The organism is Flintibacter faecis (assembly GCF_014287875.1).
Classification (GTDB): Bacteria; Bacillota; Clostridia; order Oscillospirales; family Oscillospiraceae; genus Lawsonibacter; species Lawsonibacter faecis_A.
Genome location: NZ_JACOPN010000003.1, coordinates 155,574 through 172,750, shown reverse-complemented (window position 1 = coordinate 172,750; position 17,177 = coordinate 155,574). Strand labels below are relative to the sequence as shown.

At 56.5% G+C, this 17,177-nt stretch carries 15 protein-coding genes, 1 tRNA gene and 1 pseudogene; 12 read left to right on the top strand and 5 right to left on the bottom strand.

What is annotated here, in order from left to right; all coding sequences use genetic code 11:
* Positions 1 to 12: 12 nt before the first annotated feature.
* The gene (nrdR, locus tag H8S55_RS05495; protein WP_147560995.1) at positions 13 to 468 is read right to left on the bottom strand and encodes a transcriptional regulator NrdR; all 456 of its coding nucleotides are present in this window, start codon (positions 466 to 468) and stop codon (positions 13 to 15) included.
* A 382-nt stretch (positions 469 to 850) separates the two neighbouring features.
* Between nrdR and purF the strand changes: the two genes are divergently transcribed.
* On the top strand, positions 851 to 2,272 hold the full coding sequence (purF, locus tag H8S55_RS05490) for an amidophosphoribosyltransferase (protein ID WP_243200474.1): 1,422 nt from the start codon (positions 851 to 853) through the stop codon (positions 2,270 to 2,272).
* A 70-nt stretch (positions 2,273 to 2,342) separates the two neighbouring features.
* Here the strand turns inward: purF and H8S55_RS05485 are convergent, their stop codons facing one another.
* Entirely contained in the window at positions 2,343 to 3,971 is a 1,629-nt protein-coding gene (locus H8S55_RS05485; RefSeq protein WP_186878128.1) for a gamma-glutamyltransferase family protein, read from the bottom strand.
* Positions 3,972 to 4,068: 97 nt separating this feature from the next.
* Between H8S55_RS05485 and H8S55_RS14480 the strand changes: the two are divergent.
* The 7 genes and pseudogenes from H8S55_RS14480 to H8S55_RS05450 all read left to right on the top strand — a co-directional run.
* Positions 4,069 to 4,311: pseudogene (locus H8S55_RS14480) on the top strand (LytTR family DNA-binding domain-containing protein); the annotation flags it as partial.
* A gap of 89 nt (positions 4,312 to 4,400) precedes the next feature.
* Positions 4,401 to 5,243, top strand: a complete 843-nt coding sequence (locus H8S55_RS05475) for a MerR family transcriptional regulator (protein WP_186878127.1) — start codon at positions 4,401 to 4,403, stop codon at positions 5,241 to 5,243.
* A gap of 205 nt (positions 5,244 to 5,448) precedes the next feature.
* Positions 5,449 to 6,426: a carbon-nitrogen hydrolase family protein gene (locus H8S55_RS05470; protein ID WP_186878126.1), complete on the top strand. Its 978-nt coding sequence runs from the start codon at positions 5,449 to 5,451 to the stop codon at positions 6,424 to 6,426.
* A 23-nt stretch (positions 6,427 to 6,449) separates the two neighbouring features.
* A complete protein-coding gene (locus tag H8S55_RS05465; RefSeq protein WP_186878125.1) occupies positions 6,450 to 7,766 on the top strand; it encodes a YjiH family protein in 1,317 nt (438 codons plus the stop codon).
* 95 nt (positions 7,767 to 7,861) lie between these two features.
* Positions 7,862 to 8,533 carry a trimeric intracellular cation channel family protein gene (locus H8S55_RS05460; protein WP_186878124.1) on the top strand — a complete coding sequence of 224 codons (672 nt, stop codon included), beginning with the start codon at positions 7,862 to 7,864 and terminating at the stop codon, positions 8,531 to 8,533.
* Positions 8,534 to 8,840: 307 nt separating this feature from the next.
* Complete coding sequence (locus tag H8S55_RS05455; RefSeq protein ID WP_207721769.1) at positions 8,841 to 9,278, top strand: transposase; 438 nt, start codon at positions 8,841 to 8,843, stop codon at positions 9,276 to 9,278.
* A gap of 346 nt (positions 9,279 to 9,624) precedes the next feature.
* Complete coding sequence (locus H8S55_RS05450) at positions 9,625 to 10,293, top strand: hypothetical protein (protein ID WP_186878122.1); 669 nt, start codon at positions 9,625 to 9,627, stop codon at positions 10,291 to 10,293.
* 277 nt (positions 10,294 to 10,570) lie between these two features.
* Here H8S55_RS05450 and lgt read toward each other — a convergent pair whose 3' ends face one another.
* From lgt to yfmF, 3 genes are read right to left on the bottom strand one after another with little or no spacing between them, the layout of a single operon-like run.
* Positions 10,571 to 11,596 carry a prolipoprotein diacylglyceryl transferase gene (lgt, locus tag H8S55_RS05445; RefSeq protein WP_186878121.1) on the bottom strand — a complete coding sequence of 342 codons (1,026 nt, stop codon included), beginning with the start codon at positions 11,594 to 11,596 and terminating at the stop codon, positions 10,571 to 10,573.
* Positions 11,593 to 12,873, bottom strand: coding sequence for an EF-P 5-aminopentanol modification-associated protein YfmH (gene yfmH / locus H8S55_RS05440; RefSeq protein ID WP_186878120.1), 1,281 nt, complete (start codon positions 12,871 to 12,873; stop codon positions 11,593 to 11,595). The genes lgt and yfmH overlap by 4 nt, the downstream gene beginning before the upstream one ends.
* Positions 12,866 to 14,158 carry an EF-P 5-aminopentanol modification-associated protein YfmF gene (yfmF, locus tag H8S55_RS05435; RefSeq protein ID WP_186878119.1) on the bottom strand — a complete coding sequence of 431 codons (1,293 nt, stop codon included), beginning with the start codon at positions 14,156 to 14,158 and terminating at the stop codon, positions 12,866 to 12,868. The genes yfmH and yfmF overlap by 8 nt, the downstream gene beginning before the upstream one ends.
* Before the next feature lie 269 nt (positions 14,159 to 14,427).
* Here yfmF and H8S55_RS05430 point away from each other — a divergent pair.
* The 4 genes from H8S55_RS05430 to H8S55_RS05415 all read left to right on the top strand — a co-directional run bounded on the left by H8S55_RS05430 (position 14,428) and on the right by H8S55_RS05415 (position 17,169).
* A tRNA-Ser gene (locus H8S55_RS05430) sits at positions 14,428 to 14,516 on the top strand.
* 379 nt (positions 14,517 to 14,895) lie between these two features.
* Positions 14,896 to 15,474: a Crp/Fnr family transcriptional regulator gene (locus H8S55_RS05425; RefSeq protein ID WP_186878118.1), complete on the top strand. Its 579-nt coding sequence runs from the start codon at positions 14,896 to 14,898 to the stop codon at positions 15,472 to 15,474.
* A 4-nt stretch (positions 15,475 to 15,478) separates the two neighbouring features.
* Entirely contained in the window at positions 15,479 to 16,159 is a 681-nt protein-coding gene (locus H8S55_RS05420; RefSeq protein ID WP_186878117.1) for a PP2C family protein-serine/threonine phosphatase, read from the top strand.
* A gap of 11 nt (positions 16,160 to 16,170) precedes the next feature.
* Positions 16,171 to 17,169: a CpaE/TadZ family protein gene (locus tag H8S55_RS05415; RefSeq protein WP_186878116.1), complete on the top strand. Its 999-nt coding sequence runs from the start codon at positions 16,171 to 16,173 to the stop codon at positions 17,167 to 17,169.
* The last annotated feature ends 8 nt before the right edge of the window (positions 17,170 to 17,177 follow it).

Below are 17,177 nucleotides of genomic sequence, written 5' to 3'. Positions count from 1 at the left end.
CGGCAGGGATGCTTATTTATCCTCCAGCAGCTTGTTCAGCTCGTCTAGGAAGGTGTTGATGTCCTTGAACTGGCGGTAGACAGAGGCGAAGCGGACGTAGGACACCTCGTCCACCTTTTTCAGCCGGTCCATGACCAGCTCGCCGATCTGGGCGGAGCGGACTTCCCGGTCCATCTGGCTCTGCAGGGTCTGCTCGATGTCGTTGACGATGGCCTCCAGGGTGGCATAGCTCACCGGGCGCTTTTCACAGGCCCGGATCAGGCCGCCCAGGACCTTATTCCGGTCGAAGCTCTGGCGGCTGCCGTCCTTTTTTACCACCATCAAAGGCAGGCTCTCCATGGTCTCATAGGTGGTGAATCGCTTGTGACAGGCCAGGCATTCCCGGCGGCGGCGAATGCTGGCACCTTCGTCCGCGGGGCGGGAGTCGATGACCTTGCTTTCAGGGTGGGCACAGAAGGGACATCTCATGGCAATTACCTCCTAGGAGCGGTGAGTGAGACGGGACATTACAGGAAAAATTATACGATGAAGCAAAGCGGAATGGTATAACACGCCATGTTTTTCGGTTCCGGGCGAAGCCTGGAGAAAAACGGCTTAAATAAATGGTAACATAACTGTCAACAGTTATGTTACCATATTTTTTCCCCGTTGGGTAGCCCTTTTTCCCGCCTTGTGAAAATCCCACAGAAAAATCCTGCAATACCGGGGCGCATATCATCGGGTTTGCGCTCTGGTTTTTTATTGCGAGAGGATGGGAAACCGTAGTATAATACTTTGTACGGACAACGACGCCTGGACAAGGGTGTCGTTGCGCTTTTTTTGGCGCAAATGAGAAAGGAGCGGCGCGGAAATGGCAGACAGAGCAGAGACGGAACTGGAGTGGGACAGGCCGGACATGGGCCTGCACGAGGAGTGCGGCGTGTTCGGCATCTATGATCCGGCGGGGGGCTGCGCCCAGACCACCTATTACGGGCTGTATGCCCTGCAGCACCGGGGACAGGAGGCCTGCGGCATCGCCACCATCAACGACCGGGAGCAGTCCTTTTATAAGGATGTGGGCCTGGTCAGCGAGGTGTTTGACAAACAGACCCTTCAGCGGCTGAATGGGACCATGGCCGTGGGCCATGTGCGCTATGCCACCACCGGGGCCAGGGAGCGGGAGAACGCTCAGCCCCTGACCATCAAATATGTGAAGGGCACTTTGGCGGTGGTCCACAACGGCAACCTGGTGGGCGTAGACCAGCTGCGGCAGAAGTTTGAGTATCAGGGGGCCATTTTCCACACCACCAGCGACTCGGAGCTCATCGCTTATGCCATCGCCCAGGCGCGGCTGCGCTGCGCCAGCGTGGAGGAGGCGGTGTGCCAGGCGGCATCTAAGCTCCGGGGGGCCTTCTCTCTGCTGGTCATGTCGCCCCAAAAGCTCATCGCCTGCCGGGACCCCTGGGGCTTCCGGCCTTTGTGCATGGGCCGGAAGGGCCAGGCCATCCTCTTTGCCTCGGAGTCCTGCGCCATCGAGGCCGTGGGCGGCAGAGTGGAGCGGGAGCTGGAGCCCGGCGAGGTGGTGGTGGTCCAGGACGGCCGGGTCCAGTCCATCCGGGACAACTGCCGGGGCAAGTCCCATATGTGTATCTTTGAGTACATCTATTTTGCCCGCCCCGACTCCATCATCGCCGGGCAGTCGGTCCACCAGGCCCGAGTGAATGCGGGCCGTCTGCTGGCCCGACAGAACCCCGTCCCCGCCGACGTGGTGGTGGGGGTGCCCGACTCCGGCCTGGATGCCGCCCGGGGCTATGCCTTAGAGAGCGGCCTGCCCAACGTGATGGGCTTTGTGAAAAACCGCTATGTGGGCCGTACCTTCATCACCCCCGACCAGCAGAGCCGGGAACAGGCGGTGCGCATCAAGCTGTCTGCCCTGCGCAGCGAGGTGGAGGGCAAGCGGGTGGTCATGGTGGACGACTCCATCGTCCGGGGGACTACCTGCAGTCAGATCATCGCCCTGCTGCGGGAGGCGGGGGCCACAGAGGTCCACATGCGGGTATCCGCCCCGCCCTTTATCTCCCCCTGCTACTTCGGCACCGACATCCCGGATAAGGATCGGCTCATCGCCTGCCACCACTCCATTGACGAGATCCGGGACATGACCGGGGCGGACAGCCTGGACTTTCTGTCCCTGGACAACCTGCAGAAGCTGGCCCCCAACGCCCGGTGCGGCTTCTGCGAGGGCTGCTTTACCGAGCACTATCCCATCCCCGTGGACGGCTCTGAGGATTGACCGAAAGGCCAAGGAAAAGCACCTCTGCCTGACGAAACAGGCAGAGGTGCTTTTTCACGCTTGTGACCTGTTAACAGGCGGCCACCGCGCCGTCACAGCGGGGCTCGGTCCCGGCGATGAGAGTGCCGTTTTCACACCGCCAGATGATCTGCCCCCGGCCCATAGCGATGCGGTCGTCGATGAGCTCCACCTGGTGGCCCATGGAGCGCAGCTGTTGGGCGATGTCCTCGCCGGCCTCCCGCTCCAGCTGGAGCTTTTTGCCGCCGATCCACTGGATGCGGGGGGCATCCAGGGCCTCCTGCGGGTTCATGTGATAGTCCAGGGTGTTGATGATGACCTCCGTCTGGCCCTGGGGCTGCATAAAGGCCCCCATCACTCCGAAGGGCCCCACCGCCCGGCCGTCCTTCAGCAAAAAGCCGGGGATGATGGTGTGATAGGACTTTTTGCCCCCGGCCAGACAGTTGTCACTGGCGGGGTCCAGGGAGAAGTTGGCCCCCCGGTTCTGCAGGGAGATGGCCGTGCCGGGGATGGCCACGCCGGAGCCGAAGGCGGTGTAGTTGCTCTGGATGAAGGAGACCATGTTGCCCCCTTCATCGGCGGTACACAGATAGATGGTGCCGCCGCAGCGGGGGTCCCCGGCCTTGGGCTCCAGGGCCTTGTCGGAAATGAGCGCCCGGCGGGCGGCCAGATAGCCGGGGCTGAGCAGCTGCTCCACCGTGGTCTTCATATACCGGGGGTCGGCCACATAGGTCTTGGTGTCGGCAAAGGCCAGCTTGATGGCCTCCATCACCTTGTGATAGTGCTCGGCGCTCTCCCGGTTTTCCGGCATGGTCATCCCATCCAGAATGCCCAGGGCCATGAGCACGGTGATGCCATGGCCGTTGGGCGGGATCTCGCACACGGTATAGCCCCGATAGTTCTGGGTGATGGGCTCCACCCAGTCCGGGTGATAGGTTTCAAAGTCCTCCCGGCAGAAATAGCCCCCCGTCTTTTGGGAGAAGGCCACGAGGCGCTCCATCAGTCTGCCCCGGTAATAGCTCTCGCAGCCGGTGGCGGCCAACTCCTCTAACGTGTCGGCGTAGTCGGGGAACCGGAAGAGGTCTCCGGCGGCATAGGGGGTGCCGTCGGGCTTCATAAAGCTCTTCCACCAGTATGCGTGGGGGGCGGGGTCGGTCTCCATGGCCTTGGCGATGCGGCGGCTGTCTTTGCTCCACTGGCGGGCCACATTCACCGGCACGGGATAGCCCTCCCGGGCGTAGGAGACGGCGGGGGCGAACAGCTCGGCCAGGGGCTTGGTGCCGAAGCGGCTGTTCAGGGCGGCCCAGCCGGCGGGGGCCCCGGGGACCATAGTGGGCAGCCAGCCCTCCTTGGGCACCTGGTCAAAGCCCAGTTCCCGGACCTTGTCGGCGGAGAGGGCCATGGGTGCCACGCCGCTGGCGTTTAAGCCATAGAGCTTTTGATCTTTTTCTATCCATACCAGGGCGAAGCAGTCCGAGCCCAGGCCGTTGCCCGTGGGCTCCAGCAGGGGCATGGCGGCGGCCATGGCCACGGCGGCATCCACGGCGTTGCCGCCGGACTTCATCATGTCCAGACCGATCTGGGCCCCCAGAGGGACAGAGGTACAGGCCACGGCCTTTTTGGCATAGACCACGTTGCGGCGGGAGGAATAGCGGTAAGTGAGCGGGTCGAAGTTGAGCATAGGGCAGTCATCCCTTCTTAATTTGATTGGATAGTTTTAGTATAGCAGACGAGTAAAGTGAGGACAAGAGAGACGGAAAAGGGAGCGCCGGGGCTGCGTCATCCACACCATCTTCGGCAAACAGTATAACGACGGCACCCCCCTGGGGGAGTATGAGACCCGGCTGGAGGGGGAACAGTTCTATCGGATCCACAAGACCAGCCTGGTCCACTTAAAATATGTAGACAGCATCTTCCCGTGGACGGGCAACGGCTTTGCCCTGCGAGTGCGGGGGGAGGACACCGTTTTGCCCATCAGCCGGGACCAGGTGCGGGAGCTGCGGCGGAGACTGAGTATTTAAAATAAAAACCGGTGCTCTAGAGATTGACAGTGTGGATGTGTCAGGGTAGGATTATAACAAAACCAAAAGTGCAGAATGGTGGGAATGCATTGAAAGAGAAGTATACTGTTTCAGAGTTGTCCAGATTGTTTGGAATATCAAACCAGACATTGCGGTATTATGATAAGATCGGGCTGTTTAAGCCGAACTATGTTGATAAAGAGAACAACTACAGATATTATGACTATGAGCAGTTTTTTTGCTTGTCGATGATTATGCAGCTGAAGCGGCTGAATTTTTCCCTTGAGAGCGTTCAGCGTTATAGCTCGTCCATGGATATGAACTCGTTAGAAAAAAACCTAATAAAGACGAAAGAGTTGATCCATAAACAGATAGAGCAACTGAACCAACTGGAATCTAGAAATGATCGTATTTTGCAAAATCTCCATATTGCAAAATACGCGGCGGAGTATCAAAAATGCGAAGTCGTGGAAGAACCGACACGGTTTCAATATGCAATCCCAATCAACTTTGAGATAAAAGATTTGTACCACTACATTAAAGTAGTTTATGAATCATATATTCGTTCACGTTATGCTACGCATATGGCGCAGCACGGTGAAATTGTACTGCAAATACATAAGGAAAATCTTCAAAACAGAGATTTCCATGTTTATAACAGTATTGGTTTTTTTATTGAATCGAATGCTGAAGTGGTAAAGGGAAGCCGGGAGGTCGTGTGCATAGAGCAAGGCAAGTTTGCAACATGTGTTCACTGCGGGCCATATGGTACCATTCACCGAAGCTATCAAAAGCTTTATGACTTTATTGAAAAGCAGGGATGGAACATATGCGGAGATTCTTTGGAATTTGCTGTGGTGAGCATTTCCTTGACAAAGGACCCGGAGAGCTTTATTACACAGATACAAATTCCAGTTCAAAAAGGAGAATAACAGGATATTTCGCAAAAAACAAGCTGTGAGCGGACTTAAAATCTGTCACAGCTTGTTTTTACTATAATGTTAAAAATGACATGATACCAAGGTGAACATTGAAAATTAAAATCGAAAAAAAGAACTTGACCTTATAGTTACTATAAACTATAAAATTTAATTCATCACAGCGATATCAAATCGCTAAAAAGAGAGGAAGTGCGTTATGAACCGAAAGTTGACTGTTACAGTGGTGCAGCCTGAACTGGATGATTCGATGGAGGTCAGTTTGACCCGGTTTCAAACGGCGGTAGAACGGGTCATGTCCGGCTATTTAAAACCGGAACTTGTCATTGGGGTGGAGCATGGTTTGGGGCGTGAACTTGACACAGTCCCTGGAACGATCACACGCTTTATGAGCGCTTTGGCAAAAAAGCATGGGATATACCTTATCCCGGGAACCTTATCAGAACGGGCCCAAGAATTGCCAGAAGGCGAGTTTTATAACACGGTGCCGGTATTTGGCCCTGATGGGGAGATGATAGAGGTCTATCGGAAAAAAGCGCCGTTCAAACCGGGAGAACCATCCACACCCAGCGGGGATGACCACTACTGCCTGTTTGACATCAAGGAGAAGAATATCCGGGTCGGCGTTCAGATCTGTTATGATCAGTTCTTCCCTGAAATTGCCCGCACGTTGGCCCTGAAGGGTGCAGAAATGATCGTATGTCCCGCATTAGACCCGATGGAATTTGATCATGTTCCCGATATTATCCCCCGCGCCCGGGCATTGGAGAACGAGTTGTTCTACATCTGGACCAATGGCGTGGGGAACACGCCGTCTGCTACCTGCTGTGGGCGCTCTGTCATCGTCGATCCCATGGGACGGATCATCTATCAGTGCGGAAATGTGGCAATGACCTATACGGAGACGCTGGACTTTGAGGAGGTGAGAGAGAAACGGCTGTGCGGGCGTGATCAACATTTGAATGCGCTGCGCAGATTCAATATCGACTATCCCTTTGCGGGGCATTTAAAGGAGGCACCGCTGTACCGGGAGATGCCGGGCCTGACCTATGACCCGGAGGAATTTACCGCACGGGCACAGACGTTAGGCATAGGAAATGCGCACGGTCCGTTGAGCGAGGAAGAACAGGCGGCGCTGGACAGAGAGATGCAAGCGGCTTTGGCGGAATACCAGTAAAATATAGAGAGGAGAAACTTCCTATGGAGCAGGAGAAAAGTGTGCGTTGCAGCAAAGGTGTGGCGCTGGCTAAGTTTTTGATTTTTTCCGGTTTGGGCGTTTTTATGTTTTTTGTAAACGTAAATATCAATGGGAAAAACGTGATTATCATTCAGCACATCATCAATTTTGTAAAAGCTACCTGCGGCCCGATCATCCCTTACTACGCACTGGCAATGGTGGCGTTCGGCGCAGTTTATCCCATCGTGACCAAGGCATACAAGCGATCTACATTTGATCTTATTTTTACTGTGGCAAAGGCGTTTGGACTTATCGTTGGCCTAATGGCCGTTACTGGTATCGGTCCTGCTCCGCTGATGACAGATGATATGATCCCTTTCCTGTTCACCAGTCTTGTGGTCCCTATCACGTTGAGCATTCCTTTGACCGGCCTTGCCTATGTTATGATGCTGAATTTTGGCCTGGTGGAGTTTGTAGGTGCATTCATGCGTCCGGTTATGCAGAAAATATGGAAAACACCGGGCGAAAGTGCCATTGATGCGCTTGTCTCCTTTGCGGGAGGATATTCTCTGGCGGTTTTGCTTACCAGCGAGTTCTATAAAAAGGGTATCTATACGCATAAGCAAGCGTTTATTATCTCCACTGGCTTTTCTACAGTGGCAACTTCTTTCTTAGTGGTCATTGCAAACACACTGGATATTATGAACTACTGGACAATCTTTTTCCTTTCCTGCGCATTTGTCACCTTTGCTGTGACCGCTATTACTTGCCGCATTTATCCTACCTCCAAAGTTCCTGATGAGTATTATGACCAGCCTGCGCCTCCCATGCCGCAGCGCTCAGGAAATCTGTTTTCCCGAGCCCTAGCAGACGCAATTGATACGGCGCAACATACAGATTCCCTGTTCACACATTTGAAGCGCTACTATATAGGAGATGCCATGAAAATGACAGCCTCGGTCACGGCCAGTATCCTGACCATTGGCTTGATCGGTTTAGTCGTTGCGGAGTTTACACCTGTCTTTGACTGCATCGGTTATATCTTCTATCCCTTCACGCTGCTGATGCATCTGCCTGAGCCTATGATCGCAGCCAAGGCCGCCGCCATTGAGATTGCAGAGATGTTCCTGCCCTCTATGTTGGTAATATCTTCGTCTATGGTCACAAAGTTCACCATTGCTGTTACCAGTGTCTCTGCCGTGCTGTTCTTCTCTGCGTCTATTCCCAGCCTTTTGTCGACGGACATTCCGGTAAAGATGAGAGACGTGTTTTTGATTTGGATTGAGCGTACAATTTTATCCATCATTCTGGCGGGAGGAATTGCTCACCTGCTTTTCTGAATCATCGGAGTTCATCGGCCAGTTTGCGTTGCTTCCAACGTCGTATTCTGTTAAAATGAAAATGACTATAAATAGAAGAGAGGACGTGACGCACTGTGCATTTTGATGCCGATACCCTGATGAACGCCGCCGATATGCTGGGCACAGTGGCCTTCTCCATCTCCGGGGCCATGACGGCCATCCAGCGGGGACTGGACCTGTTCGGTGTGTTCACCTTGGGCATCGCCACCGCCCTGGGAGGAGGCATCGTCCGAGACATCATCCTGGGCCGGTGTCCCCCGGCGGCTTTTGTGGACTGGGAGTATCTGGTGATGGCTGCCCTGGCCGCCTGGGCGGTGTTCCTCTTCGGGTGGTACACCAGCCGGGGGGAGCGGCCCGTGTCCTTTCGGGACAGCCAGTTTCTCAACGTGTGCGATGCCATCGGACTGGGGGTGTTCTCCGTCATCGGCGTGCAGGCGACTATCGATGCGGGCTATGTGGAGAACCCCTTTTTCTGCATATTCTTAGGGCTGACCACCGGCGTGGGGGGCGGCGTACTGCGGGATGTGCTCAGCTGCACCACCCCCGCCATCCTCCGCAAGCACTTCTACGCCATGGCCTCCCTGGTGGGGGCGCTGAGCTATTACTGCGTCTGGCCGGCCTATCCCAGCGGCTCCATTTTCTTCACCACAGGGCTGGTGGTGTTTTTAAGAGTGATGGCCTATCGCTACCGCTGGGAGCTGCCAAGACTGCCTTTTGAAGAGCCGAAAAATAAACCAGAGACATAAAGAAACAGGCCCCGGAGCGCATGAAAATCGCTCCGGCCAATGTCATTAAGTTAATCTAAAAACCCAGCCGTTGAGGGGCGGAAAGATGCTTCCCTCTTCTTAACGGCTGGGCGCTTTTTGGGCTGTTGCATTTAATTAACCGCAAATTTTGAATAAAATGTAAAGAATTGCCCTATCCGCTTGCTTTTTCCGCCGCATGGAGATAGAGTAAATTAAACGCCGTGGTGAACGGTGTTCGCAAGCAGAAGTTGAGACAGCCAAAATGTGAGAGTTTAGCCAAAATTGATTGAATTTTAGAAGTTTTTGATTGCTTTTGTTTGGCTGCCACTTCTCTGCCCCGTCCTTTACGTTTGCGGATATTCGGGAACTGTATCATCTCCGTTGGGGTATAGAAACCTCGTTCCGCGACCTCAAGTACACGCTGGGTCTTGTCAATCTCCACGGCAAGTCCGACGCTTTTGCGGAACAGGAGATATACGCCAGCTTGACGGCGTTTAACTTCGCAAGCCGCGTCTGTAAAGAAGTCGTTGTCCGTCAGCCGAAAAACGGCGTTTACGCCTACAAGGTCAATTTCAAAATGGCGGTCATGCTCTGCAAGGAGTTCTTGCGAACGCCCCGCGCGGACGGCGAAACGCTGTTAAAAGAAATCGCACGGCATACCGTTCCCATCCGCCCTAACCGACAGGACGAGCGGAACTTGCGCACCAAGGGATTTTACGGTTTTGTCTACCGCATAGCCGCGTAAAAAAGAGGGGGTGGTGTTTGCGGACACCGCCCCCTCAACGCATTTATTTTTTGAAACCCCTGTTTTCAGGGGTCAAAACAGGCATTTTCAGAAAAATAAATGCCGCCTTAACTTAACAGCCGTAGCGGAAAGACTTGTGAGCGACGCATAGGGGCATATCGGAAGAAAAGCTGACCGACCTCACAACAAGTCTGCGCAAAGATAGAAAAGTCAGCAGAAACCACCACGAATTGTAAGAGTGAAATTGTTAGGAAAAGATATCAACAAGCCCTGCCAATGTACTGAAAATTCCATCACGGGTTTTCTGCGGTCCATCTTTTTATTGCTCTGTATGGAAACGCATGATATGATGGATTTGGCAGCGGTGAAAGAAACCGGCAAATCGGAATTTGGCGGAGGTGTTGTTATGAAAAAGTTGATAACATTAGTTTTGGCATTGGTTGGTGTTTTAGCATTGGTTAGTTGTTCAAGTAATTCGACACCAGCTAATATGCAAGATGTTTTGAAGGGTAATCAACCGTTCTATTATGCTGCTAATGGTGGATCTGATTTTGCTTCTGTTAATATAGCCGATATTCCATCTTTATTTAATTCTGATGATGCCTATATGGCTATTCAAAACTATGCAATGATTGATTTGGACGGTGACGGTAGTGAAGAAGCGGTCGTTTTTGTTTGTGGTGTAGCTGGCGATACCGGAGGATATTTAGTTCTTCATAGCAGTGATGACCATGTGTATGGCTATCGGACAGACTATCGTACATTTGAAAATCTCAAAACGGATGGCACCTTTATCTATTCCGATGATTTGGGTTCAAAGGAGGGCGTTGCTACTATCGGCTTCACTCAAGACGGCCTTGTTATAACTGATGTCTTATCTGCCACAGGACAGGCATACACGATGGATAATTTCATGATAAACGGCAAAAAAGCCACACAAGAAGAATACAATGCCGAAAAGGAAAATCAAGACCTAAAAAACAATGTGGAATGGCATGAGTATCCTATATCCTAAAAGCCGTATCGTGATTGAATTGCAACGTGAAATTCCAGTTTGATGAAGTACAAGGCCATCTTCGAGCGCAACGCCGACCGTCTTGTGAACGCCAACACCATCTATGAGGGACAGGTCATTGTCCTGCCTGCGAAGTAAGCACAAGCAAACCACATAGCGAAAGCATAAAAAATACCCACCTCGAAAAATCGAGGTGGGTATTTTTTCGTGTGCGCGGATTTGCTTAACTTAATGACATTGCCGCTCCGGGACCTGTTTTTCTGCGCCCGATGGGGCGTTATTCTTTTTTCTCCGGCACCTCCGGGGGATCGGGCATCTGGCCCTGGGTGGGCTGGACATCCTGAGACTGGCCGGGAGTGTTGTCGGACTTGACCGCTTCAGCATCCGCCTGGGCCGCCTGCCGGGCCAGACGGTCCACATACAGGGGGGCGGGGTGGCGCTTGCTCCGCCGCAATAAACAGACTGTGGCCGCCAAGGCGATCACGGCGGATAAGGCCGCCAGCAGCTGAGACACCCGAATGGTGCTGCCCTCGTAGAGATATAGGCTGTCGGTGCGCAGCCCTTCGATCCAGGCCCGGCCCAAACCGTACCAGAAGACGTAGAACAGGAAGCACTGCCCGTCAAACCGGCGCTTTTTGCCCAGGTGATACACCAGGAACAGGCCCGCCAGATTCCATAGGGACTCGTACAAAAAGGTGGGATGTACCCCAAGATTTCCGGACAGGATGGCTTGATAGCCCGCCTGGTCCACATAGCCCTGGTCCAGCATGTTCCGGGCGATGGACTCCCCGCACATCCGCCAGGGCAGAGTGGTGGGGCCGCCGTAGGCCTCCACATTCATAAAGTTGCCCCACCGGCCAATGAGCTGGCCGATGAACAGCCCGTGGACGCCCAGGTCGGCAAAGGCCAAAAAGCTGATCTTTTTCACATGACAGAAGAGGAGCAGCACCACCAGGGAGGACAAGATGGCCCCGTAGATGGCCAGACCGCCGTCGCTGTAGCGGAGGATGGCTCCCCAATCCAGGCTGCCGTCCGCCCGGCGGTAGAGCCCCAGATTAAAAATGACGTAATAGGCCCGGATGGCCACAAGGGCCACGGGGACGGCACAGATCATCATGTCGGTGATCTGGTCCTCGGTGATGCCGAAGCGCTTGCCCCACTTGCCGCACAGGAACACGGCCAGCAGCAGGCCGCTGGCAATGATGATGCCATACCAATAGACGGGGCGGCCCAGCAGGGTAAAGGCCACCCGGTTCAGGGTAAAGGTCAGTCCCAGGCCGGGGAAAGAGATGGTGTGGATCATTTGGACTCCCCCTTGGGCCGGATGACGGCCAGGGCGGTGCGCTCCGGGGTCACCCACCGGGCGATGAGGTCCTGGGCCTCCTCCCGGGTGATGGCGGCAAACAGGTCGGCAAAGCGGAGATAGTCGCTGCCGGCGAAGAAGGCCTGGGCCTGGCCGATGCACAGGTTCTCAAAGGAGTTCAGCCCCCGGACCTTGGCCCCGTAGGCACCCTTTTTGATACGATGCCACAGCGGACCGTCGATGCCCTCCCGGCACAGACGGACGGCCTCGGCGGCCACAGCGTCCCGCACCGCCCGGGGGTCCTTGGACTCACCCCCGGCGCACAGGAAGGAACAGCCGGGGTAACTCTCGTAGCCATAGCTGAAGTTGCGGTTGATGAGCCCCTGCTGATACAGCTTGGCATACAGGGGGCTGGAGCTGCCCAGCAGGGCCTCCAGTGCCAGCTCGGCCACCAGCTCCTGCCGCTGGCCCGCCTCGCCCTTCTGGGGAGCGTCGCCCTTATAGCCCAGCTGGAACAGGGGAATGGACACCTCCATCTCCTCCGTCAGCTCGCCCTGGGCGACCCGGTCGGTCTCGGCGGGACCGTAGTCCTTTTCGGCGATGGGACCGGCCTGTTTAGGTAGAATGTCCCGGGCCATGGCGCACACCTGCTCCGGGTCCACATTGCCCGCCACGCACAGGACCATGTTGGCCGGGTCGTAGAAAGCTTTGTGGCAGGCGTACAGGGTCTCGGCGGTGATGTGGGAGATGGACTCCACGCTGCCGGCCACGCTGTCTCGGATGGGGTGGTTTTTGTATAGGGCCTTCATCAGGTTCATGAATACCCGCCAGTCCGGGTTGTCCTCGATCATGCCGATCTCCTGGCCGATGATGCCCTGCTCCTTGTCCACGCTCTCCTTGGTGAACCAGGGGATGGACACGAAGGAGAGGAGAATGCGCAGGTTTTCGTGGAACTTCTCGGTGGACTCAAAGTAATAGCCGGTGATGGCGGAGCTGGTGAAGGCGTTTGGGCTGGCGCCGTTGGCGGCCAGCTCCTGCAGGGCGTTGCCGTCCTGGGTGTCGAACATCTTGTGCTCCAGATAGTGGGCCACCCCGGCTGGGGTGTCATGCCACACGCCGTCCAGGCAGAAGCGCCGGTCCATGCCGCCGTAGTTGGTGGCGAAGAAGGCGTAGCCCTTTTGAAACTCCGGCTTGGGGAAGACGAACACGTTCAGCCCGTTCTCCATCACCTGGTGATACATGGTCTCGCCCACATGGGGAAATGCTTCCTTATTCATGCTGCCCCTCCTTGCCCTTCAGGAAATAGATGGTGTCCAGCTGGAGCTTTTGGGCCGCCTGGGCCACCTGCTCTTTGGTCACGGTCTCCAGCTGGGCGCACAGGGCGGGGATGTCCTCCTCCAGCCCGGCGGCGGACTGCCCCAGCCAGAACTCCTCCTGCCGCCCCTGGTCGTCCAGGGTGGCCCGATAGCCGCCGATGACGGTCCGGCGGGCCCCCTCCAGCTCCCAGTCTTCAATCTCGCCCCGGCGGATCTGGTCCAGCTGGGCCAGGATCTCGTCCCGGGCGGTCTCGTACTTGTCAAACTCGATGCCGGAGGACACCAGCACCAGGCCCTTCATCTTTTCCAGCACAGAGCTGGCGTAATAGCACAGGGACAGCTTCTCACGCACGTTCATAAACAGCTTGGACAGGGTGGTGCCGCCGAACACGGCGTTGCACAGTACCATGGCGGGGTAGTCCTCCTCCCAGCAGGTCACGCCGCCGGTGCGAAAGCCCATGGCCAGCTTGCCCTGGGTCACATCCAGGGCTTCCTCCACGATCTGGGGCTTTGTGCCTGCCGTCAGCCGCACCTCGCAGTCTGGGACCACCCGGTTTGGGTTCACCGGCAGGGCGGACAGGGCGCTGCGCAAAGCCGCTTCCACCCGCTCTGACTGGGCGGAGCCGGAATAGTACACCTCCACAGCCGCCGTGTTCAGCAGGGCCTGATACCGCTGCCACAGGCTGCCCGGAGTGATGGCCCCGGCGCTCTCCTCGTCCCCCAGCTTGTCCACGCCGAAGGCCTCCTCCCGGCACATGACCTGGGCCAGGCGGTGGCTGGCGTACACCCGCTTGTCGTTGATCTGCCCCCGGATGCGGTCCAGCAGGTTGGCCTGCTCACCGGCCACATAGTCGGCCCGGAATATGCCCTCCTCGGTGCAGGGGTCCAGCAGCACCTGGCCCAGCAGGGCGGCGGCGGACTCCAGAATGGGTTCCCCCTCCAGGGTGTAGGCATCGTCCAGAAAACTGGCCACAAGGCCCACGCACTGGGTCTCGCCCTTCTTGCGCACCACGGGCTCGACAGCCCCGCCATACAGCTCGTCCAGGGCGGCGGACATAGACTCCATGTCCGGGTGGGTCCGGGTGCCCCGGCGGAGCACAGAGGGGATCAGGGCATTTTCCGCCGCCGTGCCCCCGTCCAGAGGGGCCATCAGGGTGACAGACAGATACGCGCTTTTGAATTGGTTGGTGTGGACCGCGCGCAGCCACACGCCGGGGAACAGCTCCCGACGCTTCACTTCAGACATAAACACGATTCCTTTCTTTTGGGTCACGGGGGACCGGCAGCCGGGCCGCCCGGAGTCGTTCAACTGTCCTTCATCATACCACGACCACGGGCATAAAGTAAAGCGCGCCGCCACATTTGTCCGCTGTCCCGGGCCGATCCTGTTGTTCACCAGTCTGCCCACCGAAGAAGCCCCCTATACCGGAAGGGATTTTTGAAAGAACTTTGCCATAAACACTTGATTTGCACTCGGTTATCTGGTATTTTATTAAGAGCGCAGAATCTTTATATGCAGCGGTATCGAAGTGGTCATAACGGGGCTGACTCGAAATCAGTTTGCGAGCAATCGCACGTGGGTTCGAATCCCACCCGCTGCGCCATGTCGGAGCAGGCTTTGTATCGCTTGCTCCGATTTACTTTATAAGTCAGGTTTATGTTCCACAAAGTGAAAATCTTGCCGGCAGTCGGATTTCGGCTGCTGGCTTTTTCTTTGGAGTTCCCCTCAAGTTACAAAATCAAATCGGGACAGAAGTATCTTTACGTCCGCTATCACCCGGCCTGTACATTGTGCACAGGCCGGGTTTTGTACATATAAAGGCGAAACGGCGGGAAAAAAGAGTCGTGTTTTGCGAAATGCGGCGGGAAATGGGAAATATGGGTCAGGCGAATTAACATAGGTTAATGCCCGGAAAATTCAACGATGTTACAATATTCCAAAACAGGAACAAGGGGGATAGGCCTGTGCGGGAGAAAGCTCTTTTGGAAAATTGGCTGAATTTGACAGACAAGTCGGCGCAGCAGATGCTGACGCGCGCTGCACAGGTCGTCTTTGTGGAAGCAAATTCAATCGTGCTGGAGGCCGGGGAGACCCAGGAGATCGTCCCCTTGCTCATCAGCGGGGTGGTCCGGGGGTTTTTGCTGGACGCAGACGGGAGGGACACCACCGACTGCTTTGTGTATAAGCCGGGGGAGGTGGTCATGGGCTGCAATTTACTGGGGAAGCCGTCGCAGATCAGCATGGAAACCATGTCAGAGTGTACCATGATGACGGTCCCGCTGGATATAGTCCTATCCCTGATGGACTCCTGCCCGGAGCTGCTGCACATCTATAACCGCTATCTGGCCGAGGCGCTGGAGCGCCACTGGGAGGAGAAGATGCTGATGAACCGCTGCTCGGCCATGGAGCGGTATCAGTGGTTTTTAAAGCACTATCCGGGGCTAATCCAAACGGTGAGCAACAAGCACATTGCGTCTTTTTTGGGCATGACACCGGTGACGCTCAGCCGCCTGCGGCGAAAGCTGCGGGACGAGAAGCTGGCCGGGATAAGAGAGGAGTAGGGGAATGGCCTGCGTCTATGACGGCATCAGCCTGACCAACGGCAGAGCAGTGAATATGGACAGTCTGCTGCTGAAATCCCGCACAGTGGCGGGGACAGAGGTCTGTCTGGCGGCGGTGTGCGACGGGGTGGGCAGTCTGGCGGACGGGGCCCTGTCCGCCCAGTGGGCAGTCCAGATGCTGTACAACTGGCTGGAAAATCTGGAGGACGCAGAGGAGTTGGGGGCGCGGCTGCGGGACTATGTGCAGACCATGAACCTGGCCATTCGTACCAAGGCCCAAAAGCAGCAGGCGGAGACGGCCTGCACCCTGTCCTGTCTGCTGCTGTGGCGGCAGTGGTACTGTCTGGCCCATGTGGGGGACAGCCGCATCTATCTGTGGGAGCAGGGAGCATTGCGGCAGCTGACTCAGGACCAGGCCCGCCGGGGGCGGCTCACCCAGGCCATGGGCCACCGGGAGCACGTGACAGTCTTTTTTCAGCAGGGAGAACAGCGGGGAGAACAGCGCTTTCTGCTCTGCTCCGACGGACTCTATAAGCGCATGGAGCCGGAGACATTGGGTGCCTGCATGGCCCGGCTGAACCGCCGCAGCCTGCAAAAGGCCCTGCGGCAGCTGACAGAGCATGTGATAAGTCAGGGGGAGCGGGACAACATCTCCGCGGCCCTTTTGATCAAGGATGAAAGGTGAGGGAACGGAACATGAAAATTCAGCTTCTCATTGGCATCTGCCAGAGCGACTATGCCGAGCACCTGTCCAGGGTGCTGGCGGAGAAACACGCGGATGTGTTTGAGGTGATCGTCTGCTCCAAGCCGGAGCTGCTGGGCCAGACGATGGACAAGCGCCGCTTCGATGCCGCCCTGCTGGACGGGGAGATGGCCGGAGCGGCGGATCTGTCCGCCGTTCGTCTGCCCCTGCTGGTGTGGGACGGTGCGTCCCCCTTGGAGGGGGCGGCCCAGGACCTGCCCCGGGTGCGGAAGTATCAGCGTATCTCTGCCATCAGCAGCGACGTGGTGGAGCGCTATGCCGCCATCAGCGGTCCCCAGGAGAGCTTTCAGAGCAGCCGGGCGAAGATCACGGCGGTGTGGTCCCCGGCGGGGGGCAGCGGCAAGACGGCGGTGGCTCTGGCACTGGCCGCCCGGAGAGCAGCCCAGGGCAGACAGACGGTCTATCTGGATCTGGAGCCCTTCTCGGCGCTCCAGAGCTATTTCAAGGAGCCGGGCAAGAGCATCAGCGGCGTGTTTGAAAAGCTGGACGGGGATGTGGCCCTGCTGTTTCAGGGCATTCGACAAAGAGACAGCGCCTCCGGTGTGTATTATTTCGGCGCCCCCATGAACTATGATGACATGAACATCCTCACGCCAGAGGACGTGGCCCGGCTGCTGGATGGCTGTGCCGCCAACGCAGACGAGGTGGTGGTGGACCTGGGCAGCGCCTGCGATGGGCGGACCCGCAAGATATTGGAGTTGGCCGACCAGGTGTGGCTGGTGGGGGACGGCAGCATGGTCTGCCGGGCAAAGTGCCACCAATTCCGCACCCAGCACGACGTGTATGGGGAGATCGCCCCCAAGCTGACGGTGGTGGCCAACCGGGGGGCCCGGAACGTGGCCCTGCCGGAGGAGCGGGAGCTCAGCCTGCCCAAAGTAAACGCGGATGATCCGGCGGCGGTATACCGGGCGCTGGCGGAGTACATCCAGTAAGAGAGAAG

Coding starts and splice junctions, on each gene's coding strand:
- H8S55_RS05485 (WP_186878128.1), bottom strand. CDS start 3,971: ATGCTCAACTTCGACCCGCTCACTTACCGCTATTCCTCCCGCCGCAAC.
- H8S55_RS05470 (WP_186878126.1), top strand. CDS start 5,449: ATGAACCGAAAGTTGACTGTTACAGTGGTGCAGCCTGAACTGGATGAT.
- H8S55_RS05450 (WP_186878122.1), top strand. CDS start 9,625: ATGATGGATTTGGCAGCGGTGAAAGAAACCGGCAAATCGGAATTTGGC.
- H8S55_RS05415 (WP_186878116.1), top strand. CDS start 16,171: ATGAAAATTCAGCTTCTCATTGGCATCTGCCAGAGCGACTATGCCGAG.
- yfmF (WP_186878119.1), bottom strand. CDS start 14,158: ATGTCTGAAGTGAAGCGTCGGGAGCTGTTCCCCGGCGTGTGGCTGCGC.
- lgt (WP_186878121.1), bottom strand. CDS start 11,596: ATGATCCACACCATCTCTTTCCCCGGCCTGGGACTGACCTTTACCCTG.
- yfmH (WP_186878120.1), bottom strand. CDS start 12,873: ATGAATAAGGAAGCATTTCCCCATGTGGGCGAGACCATGTATCACCAG.
- purF (WP_243200474.1), top strand. CDS start 851: ATGGCAGACAGAGCAGAGACGGAACTGGAGTGGGACAGGCCGGACATG.
- H8S55_RS05420 (WP_186878117.1), top strand. CDS start 15,479: ATGGCCTGCGTCTATGACGGCATCAGCCTGACCAACGGCAGAGCAGTG.
- nrdR (WP_147560995.1), bottom strand. CDS start 468: ATGAGATGTCCCTTCTGTGCCCACCCTGAAAGCAAGGTCATCGACTCC.
- H8S55_RS05465 (WP_186878125.1), top strand. CDS start 6,450: ATGGAGCAGGAGAAAAGTGTGCGTTGCAGCAAAGGTGTGGCGCTGGCT.